Genomic DNA, 17853 nt, shown 5'->3' on the forward strand with positions numbered 1-17853 from the left:
TCACTCAGAGAAACAAAGCACCAGAGAGCCCTTAAGACTCTAACGACTCGATAAAAGCCTGCATAAACCTGGCCGCCTCTGCACCGCTGGCTGCGCGATGATCAAAGCTCAGCGATATAGGCATAACTCGACCAACCTTTATCTGTCCGTTTTCAACGACAGGCTCATCACGAATTTTCCCCACACCCATGATCGAAACCTGTGGCGGAACAATTATAGGTGTAGCGTAACGCCCGCTTAACGAGCCAAAGTTGCTTAGACTAATCGTTGCACCAAGTAGCTTTTGAGGCTTAATCGTACGGTCATGAACTGATTGAATCTGTTTCTTCATGATTTTTCTGATTCTAGCATCGTCTAGAGTTTGCACCTTTCGAATCACCGGAACGTATAAACCCTGCGCGGAATTAACCGCCACACCTAAATGAATATCTTCGAATAACTGAATACCTAAAGCTTCCTCATCAAACCAGGCATTGAGTATTGGCTCCTTCATACACGCAAAGACAAGTGCCTTAATACATCGGAGCGTGATGTCCTCACTTTTCTTCCAAGTACAAATATTGGCATCATCGAACAGCGTTACGGCTGGAATGTGTTCATGAGATTTACTCATCGTTTGCGCCATGACTTTCCTGGCACCTGTTAATTTAGTGATTGAATCACCACATCTCCCAGGAGAACTTCCTTTCAGCTCATTCTTCTTGTAATGAGCTTCCAGAATTCCTTTCTCTGTAAGCATCCCATAAGACTTTTCACTGAGCTGTTCTGTCAGGCCTATTTTTTCTGCAAAGACCCTGACAGAAGGCGGCGCATTTAAAGTCTGTTTCTGCTTTAAAAGCGCACTGTCAGGCGGGCTGGCATGATCAACAATCATATCCTCATATTGATCGACATCCTTTTCACCTTCTGCAGTTTGCAAACTTCCAACGACCGATACGCTCTTTTGCACATTTTGAGAGACGCCTAGATACTCCGATATCGAAGTATCTTTACCTATCGGGGACTCAGCATTTTCCTTCTCAGTGTATTCTAATAACACTGAACCCACATCAACCATGTCGCCCGCTTTACAGTGAATTTTCCCGATTCTAGCTTCCACAGGAGATGGAATTTCCACAATAGCTTTTGCCGTTTCGACAACTAAAATCAACTGATCAACCAAGACCATATCGCCAGGCTTAATCTTCCACTCAATAATTTCTGCACCCTGGAGGCCTTCACCGAGATCAGGTAGATAAAATTTGCTCATAGCTAAGCCTCCTTGTTTCCGTCTGCGTCAACCGGTGTTGCGGCCCTGCACATCACCGCTGCCAATTCGGTTATTTGCTCTACGCCGGGCAGGTAGTTTGATTCGTTACGAAAATATGGCATTACCGTGTCATAACCAGTGATTCTCGCCACGGGTTCCCTTAAGTAAGGGAAGGCTCTTTCAGAAAGCGTTGCTGCAATCTCCGCACCCAGCCCACAGCTTCTTGGCGCCTCATGAATAACTATGCAGCGACCAGTTTTTTGAACCGACTGGATAATAGTATCGTGGTCTATAGGAGAAATACTGGCAACGTCTATCACCTCACACTCAATCCCATCCCTAGCCAATAAACTTGCCGCTTGCATAGTTTCATTTATGCTCGCCCCCCATGAGACTAAAGTCATATCCCTTCCTTGACGCAATAGAAAGGACTTATCCAATGGCAAGCCTTCACCATCATCCTTTACCTCACTATGAAATAAACGATAAATGCGTTTTGGCTCCAAAAATATAACAGGGTCATTGGAACGAATCGCTGACAAAAGCAGTCCATAAGCCCTTTTTGGAGAGCTAGGCTGTATAACCCGAATACCCGGAATATGTGCAAACATTGCCTCGGTACTTTCACTATGATGTTCGGGTGCATGAATTCCCCCGCCATAGGGGGCGCGAATAACCATTGGGCAAGAAAGGCGCCCACGTGTGCGATTACGCATACGTGAAGCATGGCTAACCAAGTGCTCCATTGCAGCATAAATGAAGCCCATAAACTGTATTTCTGCAACCGGACGCAGGCCTTGAGCTGCCATTCCTATAGTCATGCCTGCAATCATCGTTTCAGCTAGTGGTGTATCCATAACCCGACGCACACCAAATGCTTCTCGTAAGCCCTCCGTTGCGCGAAAAACACCGCCATTAACGGCAACATCTTCGCCAAGCACAACCACTTCTTCACTTTCTGCCATTGCGCGATGCAATGCCATATTAACGGCCTCAATAATACAAACCTTCGATGCGCCAACACTTTCAGGAGCACAGTCATCTATTGCTTTAGTAAGATTCATATCATTCATGGCTATGCCCCTCCATATCAACTGGCTTCAACTTATCCTGAGCGTCGGTATTTTCAAACCTTGTCCCTTCACATTGCGGGCTTATTTTTTTAGTGTTTTTCATACCAAGCAATTTGACCTGCGCGTATTGGTCAAGCAGTGGCTCAGGTAGTGTTTCGAAGAGATAATCAAACATCGCCTCAGGTACGTCATCCTCCTCTATAAGATAGGCTTCAACAGCCTCACTAATTTTCTTCTTAATTCGTATGAGAAGTTCTTTCTCCTTGGATTCCGACCAGTATCCTTTAGACAGTAAAAAAGTTTTTAGTCTTGAAATAGGCTCCTTGTCCCAGGCTGACTTCAGCTCAGAATCACTGCGATAACGTGAAGCATCATCGGCGGTAGTATGATCCCCTAAGCGATAACTCACCGCTTCAATAAGCGTTGCACCTTTACCTGCGTAGGCTTTCTCCAGTGCTATATTGACTGCATGACGCACGGCAAAATAGTCGTTACCATCAACAACCAGTCCCTCAATCCCGGCGCCAATCGCTTTTTGGGCAATCGTTTGCGCGCCGCACTGAATATCGCGGGGGGTCGAAATAGCCCATTGATTGTTATTTACAACCATTACCAAGGGTAGTTGCCACGCCCCTGCCAGATTTAGTGTTTCGAGAAAGTCGCCTTTCGAGGTCGCGCCCTCACCACACGTAACAAGAGATGCTTGATGTATGCCTTTGGTTTTCAGAGCAACAGCTGCACCGGCAGCGTGGCCATATTGTGTCGCTATTGGCACACAAACAGGGAAATCATTTGGGCATGATTTATAATCACTACCACGTTCCAAGCCTCCCCAATACATCAACATCTCTTTTAAAGACACCCCTCGCAAATATTGGGTAGCGAAGTCGCGGTAATAAGGCGCAAAAATATCATCTGGGCTGAGCGCCATACCAATGGCCGTACCAATTGCTTCCTGGCCTAGAACTGAAGGGTAAGTTCCAAGCTTGCCAGTTCGTTGTAAAGCGATAGCCTTATGGTCAAAAGCTCTGATCAAAACCATCGTTTCATAAGCTTTTAGCATTTCTTCTTTGAGCAGTAGAGAATCCGGTAAAGACTGCTTAAGCTGCCCGTCATCGCCAAGAAATTTCGAAAAACTTACATCAAACCTAAGGTTTTCTTCAAAAGTATAAGATTTCATACCGCCTCCTCTATGCTGCAAAGTCTTGAAGACGAGTCAATTTTTCTTCGGCTAGCTGGTCGGCAACAACACTTGTTGCCCTGCCTTTTGAGCTTGAGCCTTGATAAACCTCTTCTAAGGTTCGACCTATCTGCAATATTTTTTCATGTATTCTGGCCTGTAAAACTTCATTTCTTGAAACCAGCTCAAAGTCCGAACGCAAAGACTCACTGTGGGTTAGCGAGGCATAAATCAAACCTCCAGAGTTAATCACGTAATCGGGAGCGTACAATATTCCCTTTTCATGCAGGCGCTGCCCAAGCTCAGGTTTCGCTAATTGAACGTTTGCTGACCCGGCAATTATTCGGCAGCTCAAACGTTCAAGGGAAGACTCATTGATGACATTACTTAAACCGCAGGGGGCAAAGACAACGCATGGCTCCTGAACAATCTGCTCAGGGCTGACTGCGTGACTTGCAAACTCTCTTAAGGCGGACTCAACCCTTTCTCTATTAATATCAGCCACAACAATCTCTGCACCAGATTCTGCGAGCAGCAAACCAAGTTCGTAACCAACATTGCCAATTCCCTGAATAGCAATACGTAGACCTTTTAAGCTTTCTGTTCCTAACTTGAAATTGACGCTTGCCTTTATTCCTTCAAATACACCAGCAGCGGTATAACTTGACGGGTTACCAGCATCACTCGTACTGGTAACATGCGATGTCACAGTCTGAATAATATCCATTTCTCTCGCACTGGTGCCGGAGTCAATCGCAGTAATATACCGACCGTTTAAGGATTCAACAAAGCGCCCGAACTCACTAAATAATGACCTTCGATCAAAGTGACGATCAGGAACCATGATGACCGACTTGCCACCGCCTTGAGGAAGCTCTGCCAAGGCAGCTTTGTAGCTCATGCCTTTAGCTAAGTTCAGCGCATCTTGAAGGGCGTGTGATTCACTTGGGTATTTAATAAAACGGCAGCCGCCCAGTGCAGGACCCAGTGCAGTATTGTGGATGGCAATGAATGCCCTGAGACCGCTACTAACATCGTACCTAACGTGCAGCTCATTGACCTGGTGTTGATCCAGTAATTCAAACATGATGCTATCCTCTCAGAATAACTTACGATTGTTTGAATATATACTGGCTTATGACCACGACTACTCAAACAAGTCGTAAGAGGTGGTAACCTCGCGTCGATAGAGGGAACGCGCAAATATAAATTTTGGTGTGATGCAAAAACTGTTTATTTTTTGCACACTACAGTTCGAGTATAAAGCGACTTAAAAGGCTCTGTGAAGGGAAAGTAACAAATATTTACGAGATCACATACAGGGGGAAATAGGCTTTTTCTTTTTTTAAAGTGGTAATAGGGCAGCTATATCGCTTGAATTTCAGCAATGCAGCTTGCGCACAAACAACATAAACCATTACCAAATTTTGATGCTTCAGCACGTTGATTAGAGTTCAAGTTAACGGAGGCGCACCAACAAGGCTCTTCCCGAATACTAACAGTATTAGGTGGTATCATAGCCCCCGTTGAAAGGTCTTTTTTAATGACATTCAAGCATAGGTTTGCTTTGCCACATCTGGGGCAAATATCTTCTTTAGGGGGATGCAGTTCAGTCATAGAAAGCTAAACACCTAGGCAAGCCCTCGTTAAAATCAATTAACGAGAAGTACTGCCCTTTCCTTTACTCTTACGTGTTGAGTTTTTACCACGGCGGTTACCAAATTCTCTGGATTTGGTAATACGGGCTTTTTTAGCTCTCTGCTTCTCATTCATTTTGTTAGTCGGACTAGCGAAAGGGTTATCACTCGACTTAAATTCAAAACGAATTGGTGTACCTTTAATCTTAAGTACTTTCCTGAAGCTCTTCTCTAGATAACGTTTGTAGCTATCTGGCAGGTCATCAGTCTTAGATCCATGCACTACGATGATAGGCGGATTTGATCCCCCCTGGTGAGCATGACGAAGCTTGACCCGTCGGCCACGAACAATTGGTGGTTGGTGATCAGATACTAAATCTGAAAGCAACTCTGTCAAACGTTTGGTCGGCCACTTATCGAAAGCAGATTTATAACCCTGGTCGATAGACTTATATAAATCCCCCACCCCGGTTCCATGTTTGGCTGAGATGAAATGAATTGGAGCATAGTCAAGGAAAACTAAACGTCTATCCAACTCTCTCTTTACTGATTTTTTGTCATCTTGGGTCATTCCATCCCACTTATTGACCGCCAATACCAGCGCTCGCCCGGCATCCATAGCAAAGCCAATCAGGTGAAGATCCTGCTCAACGACACCTTCTCTGGCATCGATAACGACAACAACAACGTTGGCATCTTGTATCGCTTGCAAGGTCTTGATGATGGAGAATTTCTCTACCGCCTCTTTAACATTTTTCCTACGGCGCACACCTGCCGTATCGATCAAGGTATAGGGCTTTTCTCGGCGTTCGTAAGGAATATAGACGCTATCTCTCGTGGTACCAGGTTGATCATAAACAACAACACGGTCTTCACCAAGCAGTCGATTAACCAAGGTAGACTTACCAACATTTGGTCGTCCGATAATACCAATTTTACAACCATTTGCTTCATCATCTTCCTCGATTTGTTCCGGGAAGTCCTCCATTGCATCTTCGATCAGCGATTTAACACCGCGGTTATGAGAGGCTGCGGTTAAGCGCAGCTTCTCCATACCCAGCGAGTAGAAATCATTGGCAACAGTATCAGCATTAAGGCCATCAATTTTATTAACAACCAGGGTATAAGGTTTTCCCGTTTGTCGGATATGACGAGCTATCTCTTCATCAATAGGGGTCAATCCATCCCGGCCATCCACAACAAAGAAGATTAGATCAGCCTCTTCTATTGCCAACAAGGACTGCTCAGCCATGACAGCATCGATCCCGACTTCATCACCACTTATACCACCGGTATCGATAGTAATGAACTTCTTATCCAACGCCACTCCAGAGCCGTACTTACGATCCCGAGTTAAGCCTGCGTAGTCTGCGACAATTGCATCTTTTGTTTTGGTCAAACGATTGAATAAGGTAGATTTACCTACATTAGGACGACCTACTAGCGCTATTACAGGAACCATCTATCTACCTTTAATCTCTATATTCGTTAGACGACTCTTCGAAAAGTCTTCTATTTCTAAACCTCGAACCCAAGGGTCTAAGGTCCTTTACCTTCGAATTCAACTGATACGATACTATGTCACCAGAACGTGCATAAACATATAGCCGGTCGCCCTTTACAATCATCTCACCCATGACACCATCACTGTCAGGGTATTTCCGTGCAAGTACTTTTCCATCCAGCACTGATAGCACATGGATATAGCCCTCGAAATCAGCGGCCATCACAAACTGGTCAAAGACCACTGGTGAGCCTAAACGACGATATAAGAACTCTTCATTTCGCCACAACTCCTTTCCACTTTGCTTATCAAGCGCAATAATCTCACCTTTATCCGTGGTAACAAAGAGCTTGCCAAAGCCTAACGCGAGCTTGTTAAAAGATGAAATTTCTTTAGACCAAATTTCCTGCCCATCGAGCGCACTTAAAGCAAATATTTTACCTTGGTAAGCGGCTGCATAAAGGGTATCACCATCAAGCAAAGGCTGACCATCCGAGTCGACCAAACGCTCTAGTTCTGTGCGCCCTTTTGGTAGAGCAAGTGTTGCTTTCCAGAGAGGCAAACCAATGTCGTTCCTCAATGTGAGCAACTCACCATTGGCGAAGCTAGTCACCGTATACTTCCTCGATACTAAAGGTTTGGCAGTACCTCGTAAGGAAAGTATCGGCACAACACTATCATGACGCCAGCGTTGCTTGCCATCTTGTGCCCCGAAAGCAGCAACTTTGCCATCAATAGTTTGAACGATCACCAGTTCTCCGTTTACTGCTGGCGGAGCCGTTGCTTCACTGCTTAGCGGAGAGCGCCAATTCTCTTGGCCATTTTCAAGTTGTAGTGACACTAAATAACCAGAAAACGTCACAACATAGAGGCTATCTCGGTCAACTGCTAAGCCGCTGCTAATAGTCTCATCCAGCTCATGACTCCAGAGAGTCTTACCGGATAAACGATCTATAGCACTAAGTAAGCCTTCAGTATCGACTGAGTAAATCTTATCATCTCTAAGGATAGGTGAAAGCTGAAGCTTTAGTTCTTGATCACCTTCTCCTACCGACTTCTTCCATATACGTTTAAAGTTAATTTGGTCTTTGAAGTCGATATCAAGCTCTGCAGGCTGATTTACTGGCGAACTACTACAAGCAGCTAGCAAACAAGACAAAAGGCCAAGAAAGGCGACCTTTTTACACCACCGATGTATTTTCTCTAGCGCCATGCTATGAAATCCCTAATGCAACTTAGCGTTCTGTATGATTACTTCAAACACTATATAAAAACAAAAAAGGCAGAGCTTAGCTGCCTTTGAAAGATAAATTCTCGCCCCTTTGTAGTTTTCAGCCTAGGCAATGCTGGCTGACAAAAAGGGGCAAAATTGATTATAGGGTCTTAGGATCGATACCTAAGTCTGACAGCTTAACCGCCAACAAAGGTTGCGCCTGAGGCTCTTCTTTAATAAGTTCGAAAGCATTCTTGTATGCCTCGATAGCGCCAGGGATATCACCTTGTCGCTTTTTAATGTCACCCTCTATTTCAAGGTAGCTCGCTTTAAACGCCTCTTCACTTGGCTTAAGCAAGGCCAAAGCATCGTCATGCTTTTCTTGCGCAGATAAAATACGAGCTAAACGAGCGGTGACAATATGTTGAAGACGAACATCTTCTGTTTTTGATAAAACCCAATTTAGCTGCTCTGCTGCACCTTCGTAGTTTTTGTCTTCTACCAGGTCTTTTGCCATAAACATCGCAGCATACAAAGCGTATTCAGTGCCCTCAAACTCATCTTTCAGTTGCTCTGCCAAGTAGCTGACTGTTTCCGCTTCGTCTTCACTATCAAAATCGTTTTGCGTAGCGACTGTTACCAATTGTTGATACTGCAAAGACGCTGCTGTTTTTTCCTGAATCACATTGTTCTGGTAAGCCTTCCAGCCAAACACAATAACCAGCGCTGCACCAATACCCATCAATAGTGAATTACCGTTATCGCTCCACCACTTTTTCAATGCCGCCAGTTGTTCATCTTCTGTTGAAAGGTTGTCCACGTCTTGCTCCTGTCTACCTTGTTTTTGTCTTGGCACCCTTACAGGGCACCTTCGTTATCATTGTATTGCGCTGCATTATAACCGACTCGGTCGAGTTCGCAGCATTAAAAACAGCTAGTGTTGCTTACTTTTTGGCAATACAGCCAAATTCCCGGCAACTCCCAAGCTTTAACTAAATGCAGAATTCACTTCTGTTAAGAGCTCTGCAAAACTAACCAGCTTTTGCCCACCCTCACCTTTTAGTCGTTTGACTACCAACGTATCATTTTCCAGCTCCTGTTCGCCAATAATGATACCAAGAGGTGCGCCAGACTTATCAGCTTTTTTCATCTGACTCTTGAAACTACCACCGCCTGCATTCTGCAGTACTCTCAAGGAAGTTTCACTTCTAAGCAACTCAGCAACTTCAAAGGCTTTATGTAAAGTACCTTCTCCTGCCGCCACAATAAAAATATCGACATGCTCGCTTACCGACTCAGGGACAAGCTTCAGCTCTTCAAGCAGTAGCACTAAACGCTCTACCCCCATTGCAAAACCAACTCCCGGAGTTGGCCTTCCGCCAAGCTGAGCAACCAGACCATCGTAGCGCCCACCAGCACATACCGTGCCTTGAGCACCTAAGGCATCTGTCACCCACTCAAAGACCATTTTCGAATAATAATCCAAACCTCGTACTAAGCCATGATTAACACGATACTTGATATCTGCATGATCCAGCAGCGACAACAGCTCGTTAAAGTCATCCTTAGACTCGTCTCCATAGAAATCGAACAGACTTGGCGCATTCGCGAGAATCTCTTGGGTCTTAGTATTTTTGCTATCCAGGATTCTTAGAGGATTGGTTTTCATCCTACGCAGACTATCTTCGTCAAGCTGATCAGCATAACCTTCAAGATAAGCAACTAATGCATCTTTAAAGGCCTTGCGCTCTTCAGGCAAGCCTAAAGAGTTTATCTCTAACACCACATGTTCAGATAAACCAAGCTGCTTCCACAAGCGAGCAGTCATCATGATCAACTCAGCATCAATATCAGGCCCTTTAAAACCAAAACACTCAACACCGACCTGATGGAATTGGCGATATCTTCCTTTTTGTGGACGCTCATGTCTGAACATCGGCCCTGTATACCACAAGCGCTGAGTCTGGTTGAACAATAGACCATGCTGCTCGGCTGCTCGAACGCAGCATGCAGTTCCTTCAGGGCGCAGGGTTAAACTGTCACCGTTTCTATCTTCAAAGGTATACATTTCTTTTTCAACGATATCGGTAACTTCTCCGATAGAGCGTTTAAATAGTTCTGTCTGCTCGACAATAGGCATGCGAATTTCTTGATAGCCATAACTTTGGAGCACACCTTTTATATGCCCTTCCAAGTACTGCCAAACTGCAGATTGCCCGGGTAACAAATCATTCATTCCACGGATAGCTTGTATTTTTGCCAAGGTTTAATCCTTATTATCTAGAACTTCTCTCGAGCTCACTTAGCAAGCAAGAGGAAAAATTACAGTGTTAAATTCTATGCTTTTGCAATCACCTGAGACTCCTGGGCCTCTTTGGCTGCGATCTTGGACCTGATGTTTCGCTCTAAATCATCAACAAGTGTTGTGTTAGCTAATTTATGGTCCGGCTTTCCATCAAGGTAAAGTAAATTATTCGGCGAGCCACCGGTCAGACCAACGTCTACTTCTTTAGCCTCACCCGGACCGTTTACAACACAGCCAATTATCGCGACATCCAATGGCGTCGTGACGTCTTCTAAGCGCTCTTCCAATTCATTCATTGTCTGAACAACATCAAAGTTTTGTCGAGAGCAGCTTGGGCAGGCAATAAAATTAATACCCTTTGAGCGAATCTTTAAACTTTTAAGAATATCAAAACCAACTTTGATTTCTTCAATAGGGTCGGCAGCAAGCGACACTCGAATCGTATCGCCAATGCCATCCATTAATAACATCCCCAAACCCACGGCAGACTTAACCGCACCTGATCGAAAACCCCCGGCTTCGGTAATACCCAAATGCAAAGGCTGTTCAATTTGATCAGCAATCATTCGATACGCAGCAACTGTCATAAAAACATCTGAAGCTTTAAGGCTGACCTTAAAGTTATCGAAATCATGAGCCCGCAGGATATTAACATGACGCATTGCCGACTCCACCAAGGCTTCAGGGGTTGGCTCGCCATACTTCTTTTGCAAATCTTTTTCTAATGAGCCCGCATTAACTCCGATACGAATCGGGATATTTTTCTCTTTAGCACAGTCAATTACTGCTTTAATACGGTCCTCTTTACCTATATTACCAGGGTTAATACGCAGACAATCCACGCCGTATTCGGCTACTTTTAGGGCTATTTTGTAATCAAAGTGAATGTCAGCAACAAGTGGAATAGAGGTCTTCTTCTTAATTTCTTTGAATGCTTCTGCCGCTTCCATGCTAGGAACCGAAACACGCACGATATCGGCACCTGCGTCCTGCAATGCCTTTATTTGGGCTACCGTCGCGTCAACATCACAGGTGTCAGTATTGGTCATACTTTGCACAGCAACAGGTGCATCGCCACCGACAGCCACATCTCCAACCCATATCTTCTTGGATTTTCTGCGTTTTATAGGCGATTCAAACTTCATTCATTTAATCCTTTGACCTGAGAAGGCCACTCATAACAAATCATTAGCATTATGGGCTTAAGGTCAATTGAGCCCTGCCGTTCTTGGCAGTATGCGGTATTAAATCAACCGCCTTCCCTTCAAACTCAACCTGAACCTGCTTGGCATCGCCCAGAACCATTGTAAAAGGAGCTGGCCCCGTATAATTGACTTTATTGCCTGCACGTTTTAAAGCAGCAAATACAGTTTTACCTTCTGCATTGGTAAATTTGAACCAGCAATCGCCACTAAACTCGGCAGTAAAACTTGCATTAAAAAACTGTTTCTCCTCAACAACTGGAGGCTTATCGCTATCAGTACCGGGTTCAACTATGTTTGGCGCGTCTTCAAGCGAAGCTGTGGAAGTATTTCCCTCAGTTTCTTCTGGCACAGCCTTGATCACAATCTTTTCATTTGCCAGAGTCTGTGCTGCGTTTGTAGCAGTTGGAAGCGCTGATTTGGGAGAGTCTTCGAGCGTGTCCTGAGCTTCAGATTTTGGCTTATTAAGCATAAGCTGTTGGCCTTCAGTTTCAGTACTGAGTGATTGATCACTAGGCGCCGAAGTCGTACTTTCAGGTAAGGGGCTGCCCTCTTGTAGAGGCTTATCTTCCACCAGTAAATACCCTAAAACATACACGCTCAAACCAGCAACTAAAGCCAATGCAAACATTACACTGATCAGTTTCTTTCGGAACTTGGCTTTCTCGGCTTTTTTAGCGCTTAAGGCTACATTCTCGATTTCATTCTTGCGAGTACGTAACTGAACCTCAAGCAGCTCAACCATTCGCTCTTCATGCAAGTTAACCAAACGACAATAAGAGCGAAAATAACCTTTTAAGAAAACATCGCTACTGAAGTCGTCATAATCTTCATTCTCCATTGACTGCACAACACTTGCCCTTAGGTGAAGATCATGTGCAACATGGTCGATAGAAAATTTTAACTCTTCTCGTGCAGTCCGGAGAATTAAGCCTGGGCTTGACGAAATATCAGCTGTTTCCTTACTCATCGACTAGCACCATTTAGCGTTATTTTTTTTCCAAGTAAACTCTTGGCAAGCTGGTTTTCTTCAGTATCGGGATACATTTGCTCGAGTAAGCCTGCCAAAGTAATCACTTGCTGAGAACTATCATAATAATTGGCAATCCTGATTCCCAGCCATAAACTCTGAGCTGAGTGTTGCATACCGCGCTCACGAATCAACCGTACGAGGCGATTATAATAATGCTGAGCTCTTTCAAAATCGTTGGACTGGATCAGCAGCTCCGTTACACCAGATAGCGCACGACCATTACTACGATCCAAGCGCAAAGTACTGGTATAAGCTTCAATTGCTTCAGCACTATTACCTAGTTTAAGTTGGCATAAAGCGATATTAGAGAATATTTGTGAACGGCCTTCATAACGCGTATCTTCAGATGCTAGTTTAAACTGTTCAAGCGCCGCCTCAATTCTGTCAACTGAATACAAAAACGCGCCGTAATAACTTCTTCCACGCGTATAGCTTGGGTCGGTTTCCAAACTCTGTTTAAAGTAATTCTCAGCAGCAACTGTCTCCCCTTCCTGGTGGTAAACCAAGCCCATAGCTGCGTTAGCTGGGGCATCCAGTGGTGATATCTCCAACGCTCTGTTCAGGTGCTTTCGAGCTCGATGCAGGTCATCCCGCTTAATGTACTCAAGACCAAGCGTCACATAACGCCCTACTGCGACAACCGGATCGGCCTTATCAGTTAGCGAACTATTGGTCGTCGTCACACAAGCTTGCAAGAGAAGGCAGAAGACTATCAGCCAGCCCTTCAATAAGAATCTGTATTGTTTATTCAAAAACAGCATGCGAATTTAATCTGCCTTTTTCTATTTTTTATACGAGCCGCTTTCATTGCGGTCTCTTTTTCTATAAAAATTAACCAAACCAATATATTTTATAGCTGTTTTGCAGCAATTGTATTTGCTGCATCCGCGTAGCGCGCACTGCGTCTCGTTCGATCTTCAACCTGACCGACAAGCTGCCCACAAGCCGCATCAATATCATCACCACGCGTTGTTCTAACGGTCGTGATATAACCACCCGCAATCAACCAATCCTGAAAACATCGGACCTCGTTGTTTGAGGGCTTTTTATACCCTGAGCCTGGGAAAGGATTAAAAGGTATAAGGTTGATCTTACAGGGAATTCCACGCAAAATCTCGATCAATTGATCTGCATGAATCTTTCGATCATTCACTCCTGCAATTAGGGTATATTCGATGGTCGCTTTTCGTTTATCCGAAAGCTGATCCAGATAGCTTTTTAGCGATGAAAGCAGCATCTTAATCGGATACTTCTTGTTCACCGGCACCAGTTCGTTTCTAAGCTCATCGTTTGGTGCATGCAAGGATATTGCAATCGAGGCATCGGTAAATTCGCCCATTCGATCCATTGCTGGCACGACACCAGCAGTACTGATTGTCAGACGCTTCTTGGAAATGCTGTAAGCGAAATCATCCATCATGATGTCTACAGCATCCATGACATTGTCAAAATTTAACAGCGGCTCGCCCATACCCATAAACACAACATTTGTTACGGGACGATCTTTTACCCGGTCGAGTTCTTCAAAGGAGGCAATAGCATTCCAAATCTGGCCAACAATCTCTTCTGTAGACAAGTTACGATTAAAACCCTGCTTACCAGTAGAACAAAAACTACAATCCAGAGCGCAACCGATTTGAGAAGAAATACACAAGGTTCCACGGTCACCTTCAGGAATAAGCACCGTCTCGATACTACTACCGCCAGGCATCTGCATCACCCACTTACGAGTTCCATCTGACGAGATATCCTGATAGATAATATCTGGCCCTTCAATCGTTGCGATCTTTGAAAGTTTTTCACGCAGCGCTTTGCTGATATTGGTCATTTCGTCGAAGTTATGCACACCATATTGATGAATCCATTGCATGATTTGTTTGGCACGAAACGGTTTCTCACCGATCCCCTCCAGGAAATCCAGCATTTTTTGCCGTGGAAGACCCAACAAATTAACTTTTTTGGTTTCTGGTGTTACATCTGCGCTCATAAATTCTCTCGCGTAAAAATACTGCCGAACTGCATGTTTATTCACCCAATCATTCAAATTATTGAGCGAAGTCTACTCGTTATTAATCCGGCTATAATAACGACAAAAAGCAGGATCCTTTCTCTGAGCGTCTATTTGAGGCGCTACAGGGAATGGTATCCTGCTTGCTTTAGGCTAATGTAGCCTTAGCCGCGTGGGCAAATCTCTGCATCTGCGAAGAAGTAAGATACTTCACGAGCTGCTGATTCAGTTGAATCAGAACCGTGTACTGCGTTCGCATCGATAGACTCTGCGAAGTCTGCACGGATTGTACCTTCTGCTGCTTCTTTAGGGTTTGTTGCACCCATTAGGTCACGGTGAGCAAGAACTGCGTTTTCACCTTCTAGAACCTGAACAACAACCGGTCCAGACGTCATGAATGAAACCAAGTCACCATAGAAAGGACGTTCTTTGTGCTCAGCGTAGAAACCGCCAGCTTTTTCATCATCCATGTGGATCATTTTTGAAGCAACAATCTTTAGTCCAGCTTTTTCAAAACGGCTGTAGATTTTACCAATTACATTTTTTGCTACTGCATCAGGTTTGATGATTGAAAGAGTGCGTTCTACCGCCATGAGCTTATCTCCAAAGTAAGTTTAAAAGTTAAAAAATTGTGGCGGGATTATACAGGGCAAAGCAGAAAAAAGACACTCACCAATAACGCCATTAAAAAATATTAAAACAAAGAACTCTAGCAGCCTTTTAGCCCAATAAACTAGCGAACTCTAGCCCTTCATTCGCGTGACTGCCGAGCAGAGCATCTCAGCGGCCTTCAGCACTTCATCTTTAGTTGTGAAACGACCAAAGGAAAAACGCAAGGCGCTCAATGCCAATTCGTCAGACAAGCCCATAGCTGTCAACACATGCGATGGAGACATGCTAGCCGAGGTGCACGCGGAGCCTGACGAAATCGCTAACTGTGGCAGAGCAGAAAGCAAGACCTGCCCATCCAAGCCCTCAAATGACAGATTTAAAATACCTGAAATCGAATGCTCGAACTGACCGTTTACACGCACACAACCCAAGCCCGAAATACGTTCCATAAACAGGGATTTAAGATCAGAGATACTGACCTGTTCTTCCGTCATTGATGCCGCTGCAATCTCGAAGGCCTCTCCCATCGCAACGATCTGGTGCGAAGGTAAAGTACCAGAACGCATTCCTCGCTCATGGCCACCACCATGTATTTGCGCTGGAAGAGTGAAATCAGCTTTGCGCCGTACATATAAGGCACCAATACCTTTCGGACCATAGATTTTGTGAGCACACATTGAAATCATATCGGCACGTAATTCGTTCGTGTCTACTTTTAGTTTTCCTGCACTCTGCGCAGCATCGATATGAAAAAGAATCCCCTTCGATTCCGTAAGTCTGGAGATTTCATAGACATCATTAATCGCACCAGTTTCATTGTTCACATGCATCAAGGAGACCAAAACCGTATCAGGGCGAAGTGCCTGCGCTACATCATCAACTGAGATTCCCCCACTGACGCGAGGCTTCAACCAAGTCACCGAATAACCCTGCGACTCTAAGAACTTGACGCTATCAATAACTGCCTTGTGCTCAGTCATCGATGTAACAATATGCTTACCCTGCGACTTACGCGCCAACACCGCACCTTTAATTGCTAAGTTATTCGCTTCTGTCGCACCAGAGGTCCAGACAATCTCTCGCGTATCCGCGCATAATAAGCTGGCAACTTGCTTTCGCCCATGCTCGACAGCGGCTTCTGCTTGCCAACCATATATATGAGAACGGGAGGCTGGATTGGCAAAGACACCGTCCATCGTCAGAAACTTGGACATTTTTTCAGCTACACGCAAATCAACAGGAGTAGTCGCCGCATAATCGAGGTAAATAGGCTTATTCATAGATTAGGGTTCACAAAATAATACAGACTAAATTTTGCGCGTATTATATAGAGAGGAAGTTCTGATTACCATGAACGTAAATTGACCGACAAGCACAACTACTGCAATAGAAAAGAGCCCGCAGAATGCTATATATCTAATAAACTTGAGTTAATAAGTTCTGCCGCTTCATTCTGACGAATAGCAGTAACCTGAACCTCTCGTTTGTTCATAAGGTCTTGAAGACTTATAGAATTTAGAAAACTATGTATTTGCTGGCTAAGATCCATCCATAAATGATGAGTGAGGCACTGCTCGCCGTCCTGACAACCGCCTTTCTCAGCTTTTTCCTCCACACCCTCACGGCTTTTGGCGCCGCAACGAGTTGTATCAATTGACTCATCAACAGCATCAATAACGGCGGCAACTGAAATATCAGCAGCCTCAACATTTAGCTGATAACCGCCTCCCGGACCACGTATACTTCTAACCAGCTTACGTTGTCTAAGTTTCGAAAACAGCTGTTCCAAATAAGAAAGAGAGATACCCTGCCTAAGCGAGATATCTGCTAAGGCAACCGGGTTATGACAAGCATGCAGCGCAAGATCAAGCATTGCAGTGACTGCATATCTACCTTTTGTGGTTAGGCGCATTGCTTAATTCATGTCTCTTGAAGTGTTTATAGTCAGCATCGGAGCGATGCATTGCTGAAAAATTATCTATTACCTGAGTAATTTAATCAAGTATTCTCAAGCCTCTCCCCAATAATTGAGACATTAGCCCTTCACCAAATCGAACTATTACTTAATATCTTTAAAACAGCACATGTCATCTTCATCAATAGAAGGTACAGCCTCTTTGTTATAACCGTCATCAAGCTTACGTAAGGATTTGCACATTTCATTCATCCGTTCATCAACCATATGCATATGATCCAGCATACTTCTAATCGAACGCGCAACCGGGTCGGGCATCTCATCACTTAAGCCATAAGCATCAAAGCCAAAGTTCTCTTCCATTTTCTTACGCTTACTGTCATCCGGGGTAGCCGTTTCAGGAACTGATTTGAGAATAATTCGTCCCGGGATTCCAACTACGGTTGCTTCAGCCGGGACTTCTTTAGTAACAACTGCATTTGAACCAATCTTAGCATTTTGCCCTACATCAAAGGGCCCAAGTACCTTGGCACCCGCGCCAACCACCACACCATCCTGAAGCGTTGGGTGACGCTTACCTTTGTTCCAACTTGTGCCCCCCAAGGTAACCCCCTGGTAAAGGGTAACATCATCTCCAATTACTGCGGTTTCGCCAATCACTACACCCATGCCATGATCGATAAAAAAGCGCTTACCTATTTGTGCCCCCGGGTGGATTTCTATTCCCGTGAGCCAGCGACTAAAAGTTGAAAGGGAGCGCCCAAGCCAACGAAAATTTCTGAGCCAGAGCTTATGGGCTAGTCGATGTAGCAGCAAGGCATGTAAACCAGGATAATTCGTTAACACCTCAAAGGTGTTTCTTGCTGCAGGATCACGATCAAATACACTCTGAATATCGTCTTTCAAGCCTTCAAACATAAAA

At 44.6% G+C, this 17853-nt stretch carries 17 protein-coding genes; all 17 read right to left on the reverse strand.

Annotated elements, in window-relative coordinates; translation table 11 throughout:
• Nucleotides 1–31: 31 nt before the first annotated feature.
• A complete protein-coding gene (locus A3729_RS15835) occupies nucleotides 32–1249 on the reverse strand; it encodes a dihydrolipoamide acetyltransferase family protein (protein WP_068634062.1) in 1218 nt (405 codons plus the stop codon).
• 2 nt (nucleotides 1250–1251) lie between these two features.
• On the reverse strand, nucleotides 1252–2313 hold the full coding sequence (locus A3729_RS15840) for an alpha-ketoacid dehydrogenase subunit beta (protein ID WP_068510657.1): 1062 nt from the start codon (nucleotides 2311–2313) through the stop codon (nucleotides 1252–1254).
• Between the two features lies 1 nt (nucleotide 2314).
• Nucleotides 2315–3502 carry a pyruvate dehydrogenase (acetyl-transferring) E1 component subunit alpha gene (pdhA, locus tag A3729_RS15845; protein WP_068510584.1) on the reverse strand — a complete coding sequence of 396 codons (1188 nt, stop codon included), beginning with the start codon at nucleotides 3500–3502 and terminating at the stop codon, nucleotides 2315–2317.
• A 10-nt stretch (nucleotides 3503–3512) separates the two neighbouring features.
• Complete coding sequence (locus A3729_RS15850) at nucleotides 3513–4589, reverse strand: Glu/Leu/Phe/Val dehydrogenase dimerization domain-containing protein (protein WP_068510587.1); 1077 nt, start codon at nucleotides 4587–4589, stop codon at nucleotides 3513–3515.
• A 278-nt stretch (nucleotides 4590–4867) separates the two neighbouring features.
• Nucleotides 4868–5119, reverse strand: coding sequence for a cysteine-rich CWC family protein (locus A3729_RS34635; protein ID WP_068510590.1), 252 nt, complete (start codon nucleotides 5117–5119; stop codon nucleotides 4868–4870).
• 39 nt (nucleotides 5120–5158) lie between these two features.
• The gene (gene der, locus A3729_RS15860) at nucleotides 5159–6601 is read right to left on the reverse strand and encodes a ribosome biogenesis GTPase Der (protein ID WP_068510592.1); all 1443 of its coding nucleotides are present in this window, start codon (nucleotides 6599–6601) and stop codon (nucleotides 5159–5161) included.
• Nucleotides 6602–6611: 10 nt separating this feature from the next.
• Nucleotides 6612–7856, reverse strand: a complete 1245-nt coding sequence (gene bamB, locus A3729_RS15865; RefSeq protein WP_068634063.1) for an outer membrane protein assembly factor BamB — start codon at nucleotides 7854–7856, stop codon at nucleotides 6612–6614.
• 160 nt (nucleotides 7857–8016) lie between these two features.
• Complete coding sequence (locus A3729_RS15870; RefSeq protein ID WP_068634064.1) at nucleotides 8017–8676, reverse strand: tetratricopeptide repeat protein; 660 nt, start codon at nucleotides 8674–8676, stop codon at nucleotides 8017–8019.
• Nucleotides 8677–8844: 168 nt separating this feature from the next.
• Nucleotides 8845–10119 (reverse strand): histidine--tRNA ligase, encoded by a 1275-nt coding sequence (hisS, locus tag A3729_RS15875; RefSeq protein WP_082880608.1) that lies wholly within the window; start codon nucleotides 10117–10119, stop codon nucleotides 8845–8847.
• Between the two features lie 74 nt (nucleotides 10120–10193).
• Nucleotides 10194–11306 carry a flavodoxin-dependent (E)-4-hydroxy-3-methylbut-2-enyl-diphosphate synthase gene (gene ispG / locus A3729_RS15880; RefSeq protein ID WP_068634066.1) on the reverse strand — a complete coding sequence of 371 codons (1113 nt, stop codon included), beginning with the start codon at nucleotides 11304–11306 and terminating at the stop codon, nucleotides 10194–10196.
• Nucleotides 11307–11355: 49 nt separating this feature from the next.
• The gene (locus A3729_RS15885) at nucleotides 11356–12333 is read right to left on the reverse strand and encodes a RodZ domain-containing protein (protein WP_068634067.1); all 978 of its coding nucleotides are present in this window, start codon (nucleotides 12331–12333) and stop codon (nucleotides 11356–11358) included.
• A complete protein-coding gene (gene pilW, locus A3729_RS15890) occupies nucleotides 12330–13157 on the reverse strand; it encodes a type IV pilus biogenesis/stability protein PilW (protein ID WP_068554620.1) in 828 nt (275 codons plus the stop codon). The genes A3729_RS15885 and pilW overlap by 4 nt, the downstream gene beginning before the upstream one ends.
• An 89-nt stretch (nucleotides 13158–13246) precedes the next feature.
• The gene (gene rlmN / locus A3729_RS15895) at nucleotides 13247–14383 is read right to left on the reverse strand and encodes a 23S rRNA (adenine(2503)-C(2))-methyltransferase RlmN (protein ID WP_068510609.1); all 1137 of its coding nucleotides are present in this window, start codon (nucleotides 14381–14383) and stop codon (nucleotides 13247–13249) included.
• Nucleotides 14384–14568: 185 nt separating this feature from the next.
• Nucleotides 14569–14997, reverse strand: coding sequence for a nucleoside-diphosphate kinase (gene ndk / locus A3729_RS15900; RefSeq protein WP_068510611.1), 429 nt, complete (start codon nucleotides 14995–14997; stop codon nucleotides 14569–14571).
• A 150-nt stretch (nucleotides 14998–15147) separates the two neighbouring features.
• Entirely contained in the window at nucleotides 15148–16296 is a 1149-nt protein-coding gene (locus tag A3729_RS15905; protein WP_068634068.1) for an aminotransferase class V-fold PLP-dependent enzyme, read from the reverse strand.
• A 128-nt stretch (nucleotides 16297–16424) separates the two neighbouring features.
• Nucleotides 16425–16928: a Fe-S cluster assembly transcription factor gene (locus tag A3729_RS15910; protein WP_068510615.1), complete on the reverse strand. Its 504-nt coding sequence runs from the start codon at nucleotides 16926–16928 to the stop codon at nucleotides 16425–16427.
• Between the two features lie 147 nt (nucleotides 16929–17075).
• Nucleotides 17076–17849, reverse strand: coding sequence for a serine O-acetyltransferase (gene cysE, locus A3729_RS15915; RefSeq protein WP_068510617.1), 774 nt, complete (start codon nucleotides 17847–17849; stop codon nucleotides 17076–17078).
• Nucleotides 17850–17853: the final 4 nt, after the last annotated feature.

It is taken from the genome of Oleiphilus sp. HI0043 (genome assembly GCF_001634935.1).

What these genes read in the sequence shown, in the direction of transcription:
- ispG (WP_068634066.1), bottom strand. Translation starts at nt 11,306, where the DNA reads ATGAAGTTTGAATCGCCTATAAAACGCAGAAAATCCAAGAAGATATGG.
- A3729_RS15850 (WP_068510587.1), bottom strand. Translation starts at nt 4,589, where the DNA reads ATGTTTGAATTACTGGATCAACACCAGGTCAATGAGCTGCACGTTAGG.
- A3729_RS15910 (WP_068510615.1), bottom strand. Translation starts at nt 16,928, where the DNA reads ATGCGCCTAACCACAAAAGGTAGATATGCAGTCACTGCAATGCTTGAT.
- A3729_RS15835 (WP_068634062.1), bottom strand. Translation starts at nt 1,249, where the DNA reads ATGAGCAAATTTTATCTACCTGATCTCGGTGAAGGCCTCCAGGGTGCA.
- rlmN (WP_068510609.1), bottom strand. Translation starts at nt 14,383, where the DNA reads ATGAGCGCAGATGTAACACCAGAAACCAAAAAAGTTAATTTGTTGGGT.
- A3729_RS15905 (WP_068634068.1), bottom strand. Translation starts at nt 16,296, where the DNA reads ATGAATAAGCCTATTTACCTCGATTATGCGGCGACTACTCCTGTTGAT.
- cysE (WP_068510617.1), bottom strand. Translation starts at nt 17,849, where the DNA reads ATGTTTGAAGGCTTGAAAGACGATATTCAGAGTGTATTTGATCGTGAT.
- A3729_RS15840 (WP_068510657.1), bottom strand. Translation starts at nt 2,313, where the DNA reads ATGAATCTTACTAAAGCAATAGATGACTGTGCTCCTGAAAGTGTTGGC.
- pdhA (WP_068510584.1), bottom strand. Translation starts at nt 3,502, where the DNA reads ATGAAATCTTATACTTTTGAAGAAAACCTTAGGTTTGATGTAAGTTTT.
- ndk (WP_068510611.1), bottom strand. Translation starts at nt 14,997, where the DNA reads ATGGCGGTAGAACGCACTCTTTCAATCATCAAACCTGATGCAGTAGCA.
- pilW (WP_068554620.1), bottom strand. Translation starts at nt 13,157, where the DNA reads ATGCTGTTTTTGAATAAACAATACAGATTCTTATTGAAGGGCTGGCTG.
- A3729_RS15885 (WP_068634067.1), bottom strand. Translation starts at nt 12,333, where the DNA reads ATGAGTAAGGAAACAGCTGATATTTCGTCAAGCCCAGGCTTAATTCTC.
- A3729_RS34635 (WP_068510590.1), bottom strand. Translation starts at nt 5,119, where the DNA reads ATGACTGAACTGCATCCCCCTAAAGAAGATATTTGCCCCAGATGTGGC.
- bamB (WP_068634063.1), bottom strand. Translation starts at nt 7,856, where the DNA reads ATGGCGCTAGAGAAAATACATCGGTGGTGTAAAAAGGTCGCCTTTCTT.
- der (WP_068510592.1), bottom strand. Translation starts at nt 6,601, where the DNA reads ATGGTTCCTGTAATAGCGCTAGTAGGTCGTCCTAATGTAGGTAAATCT.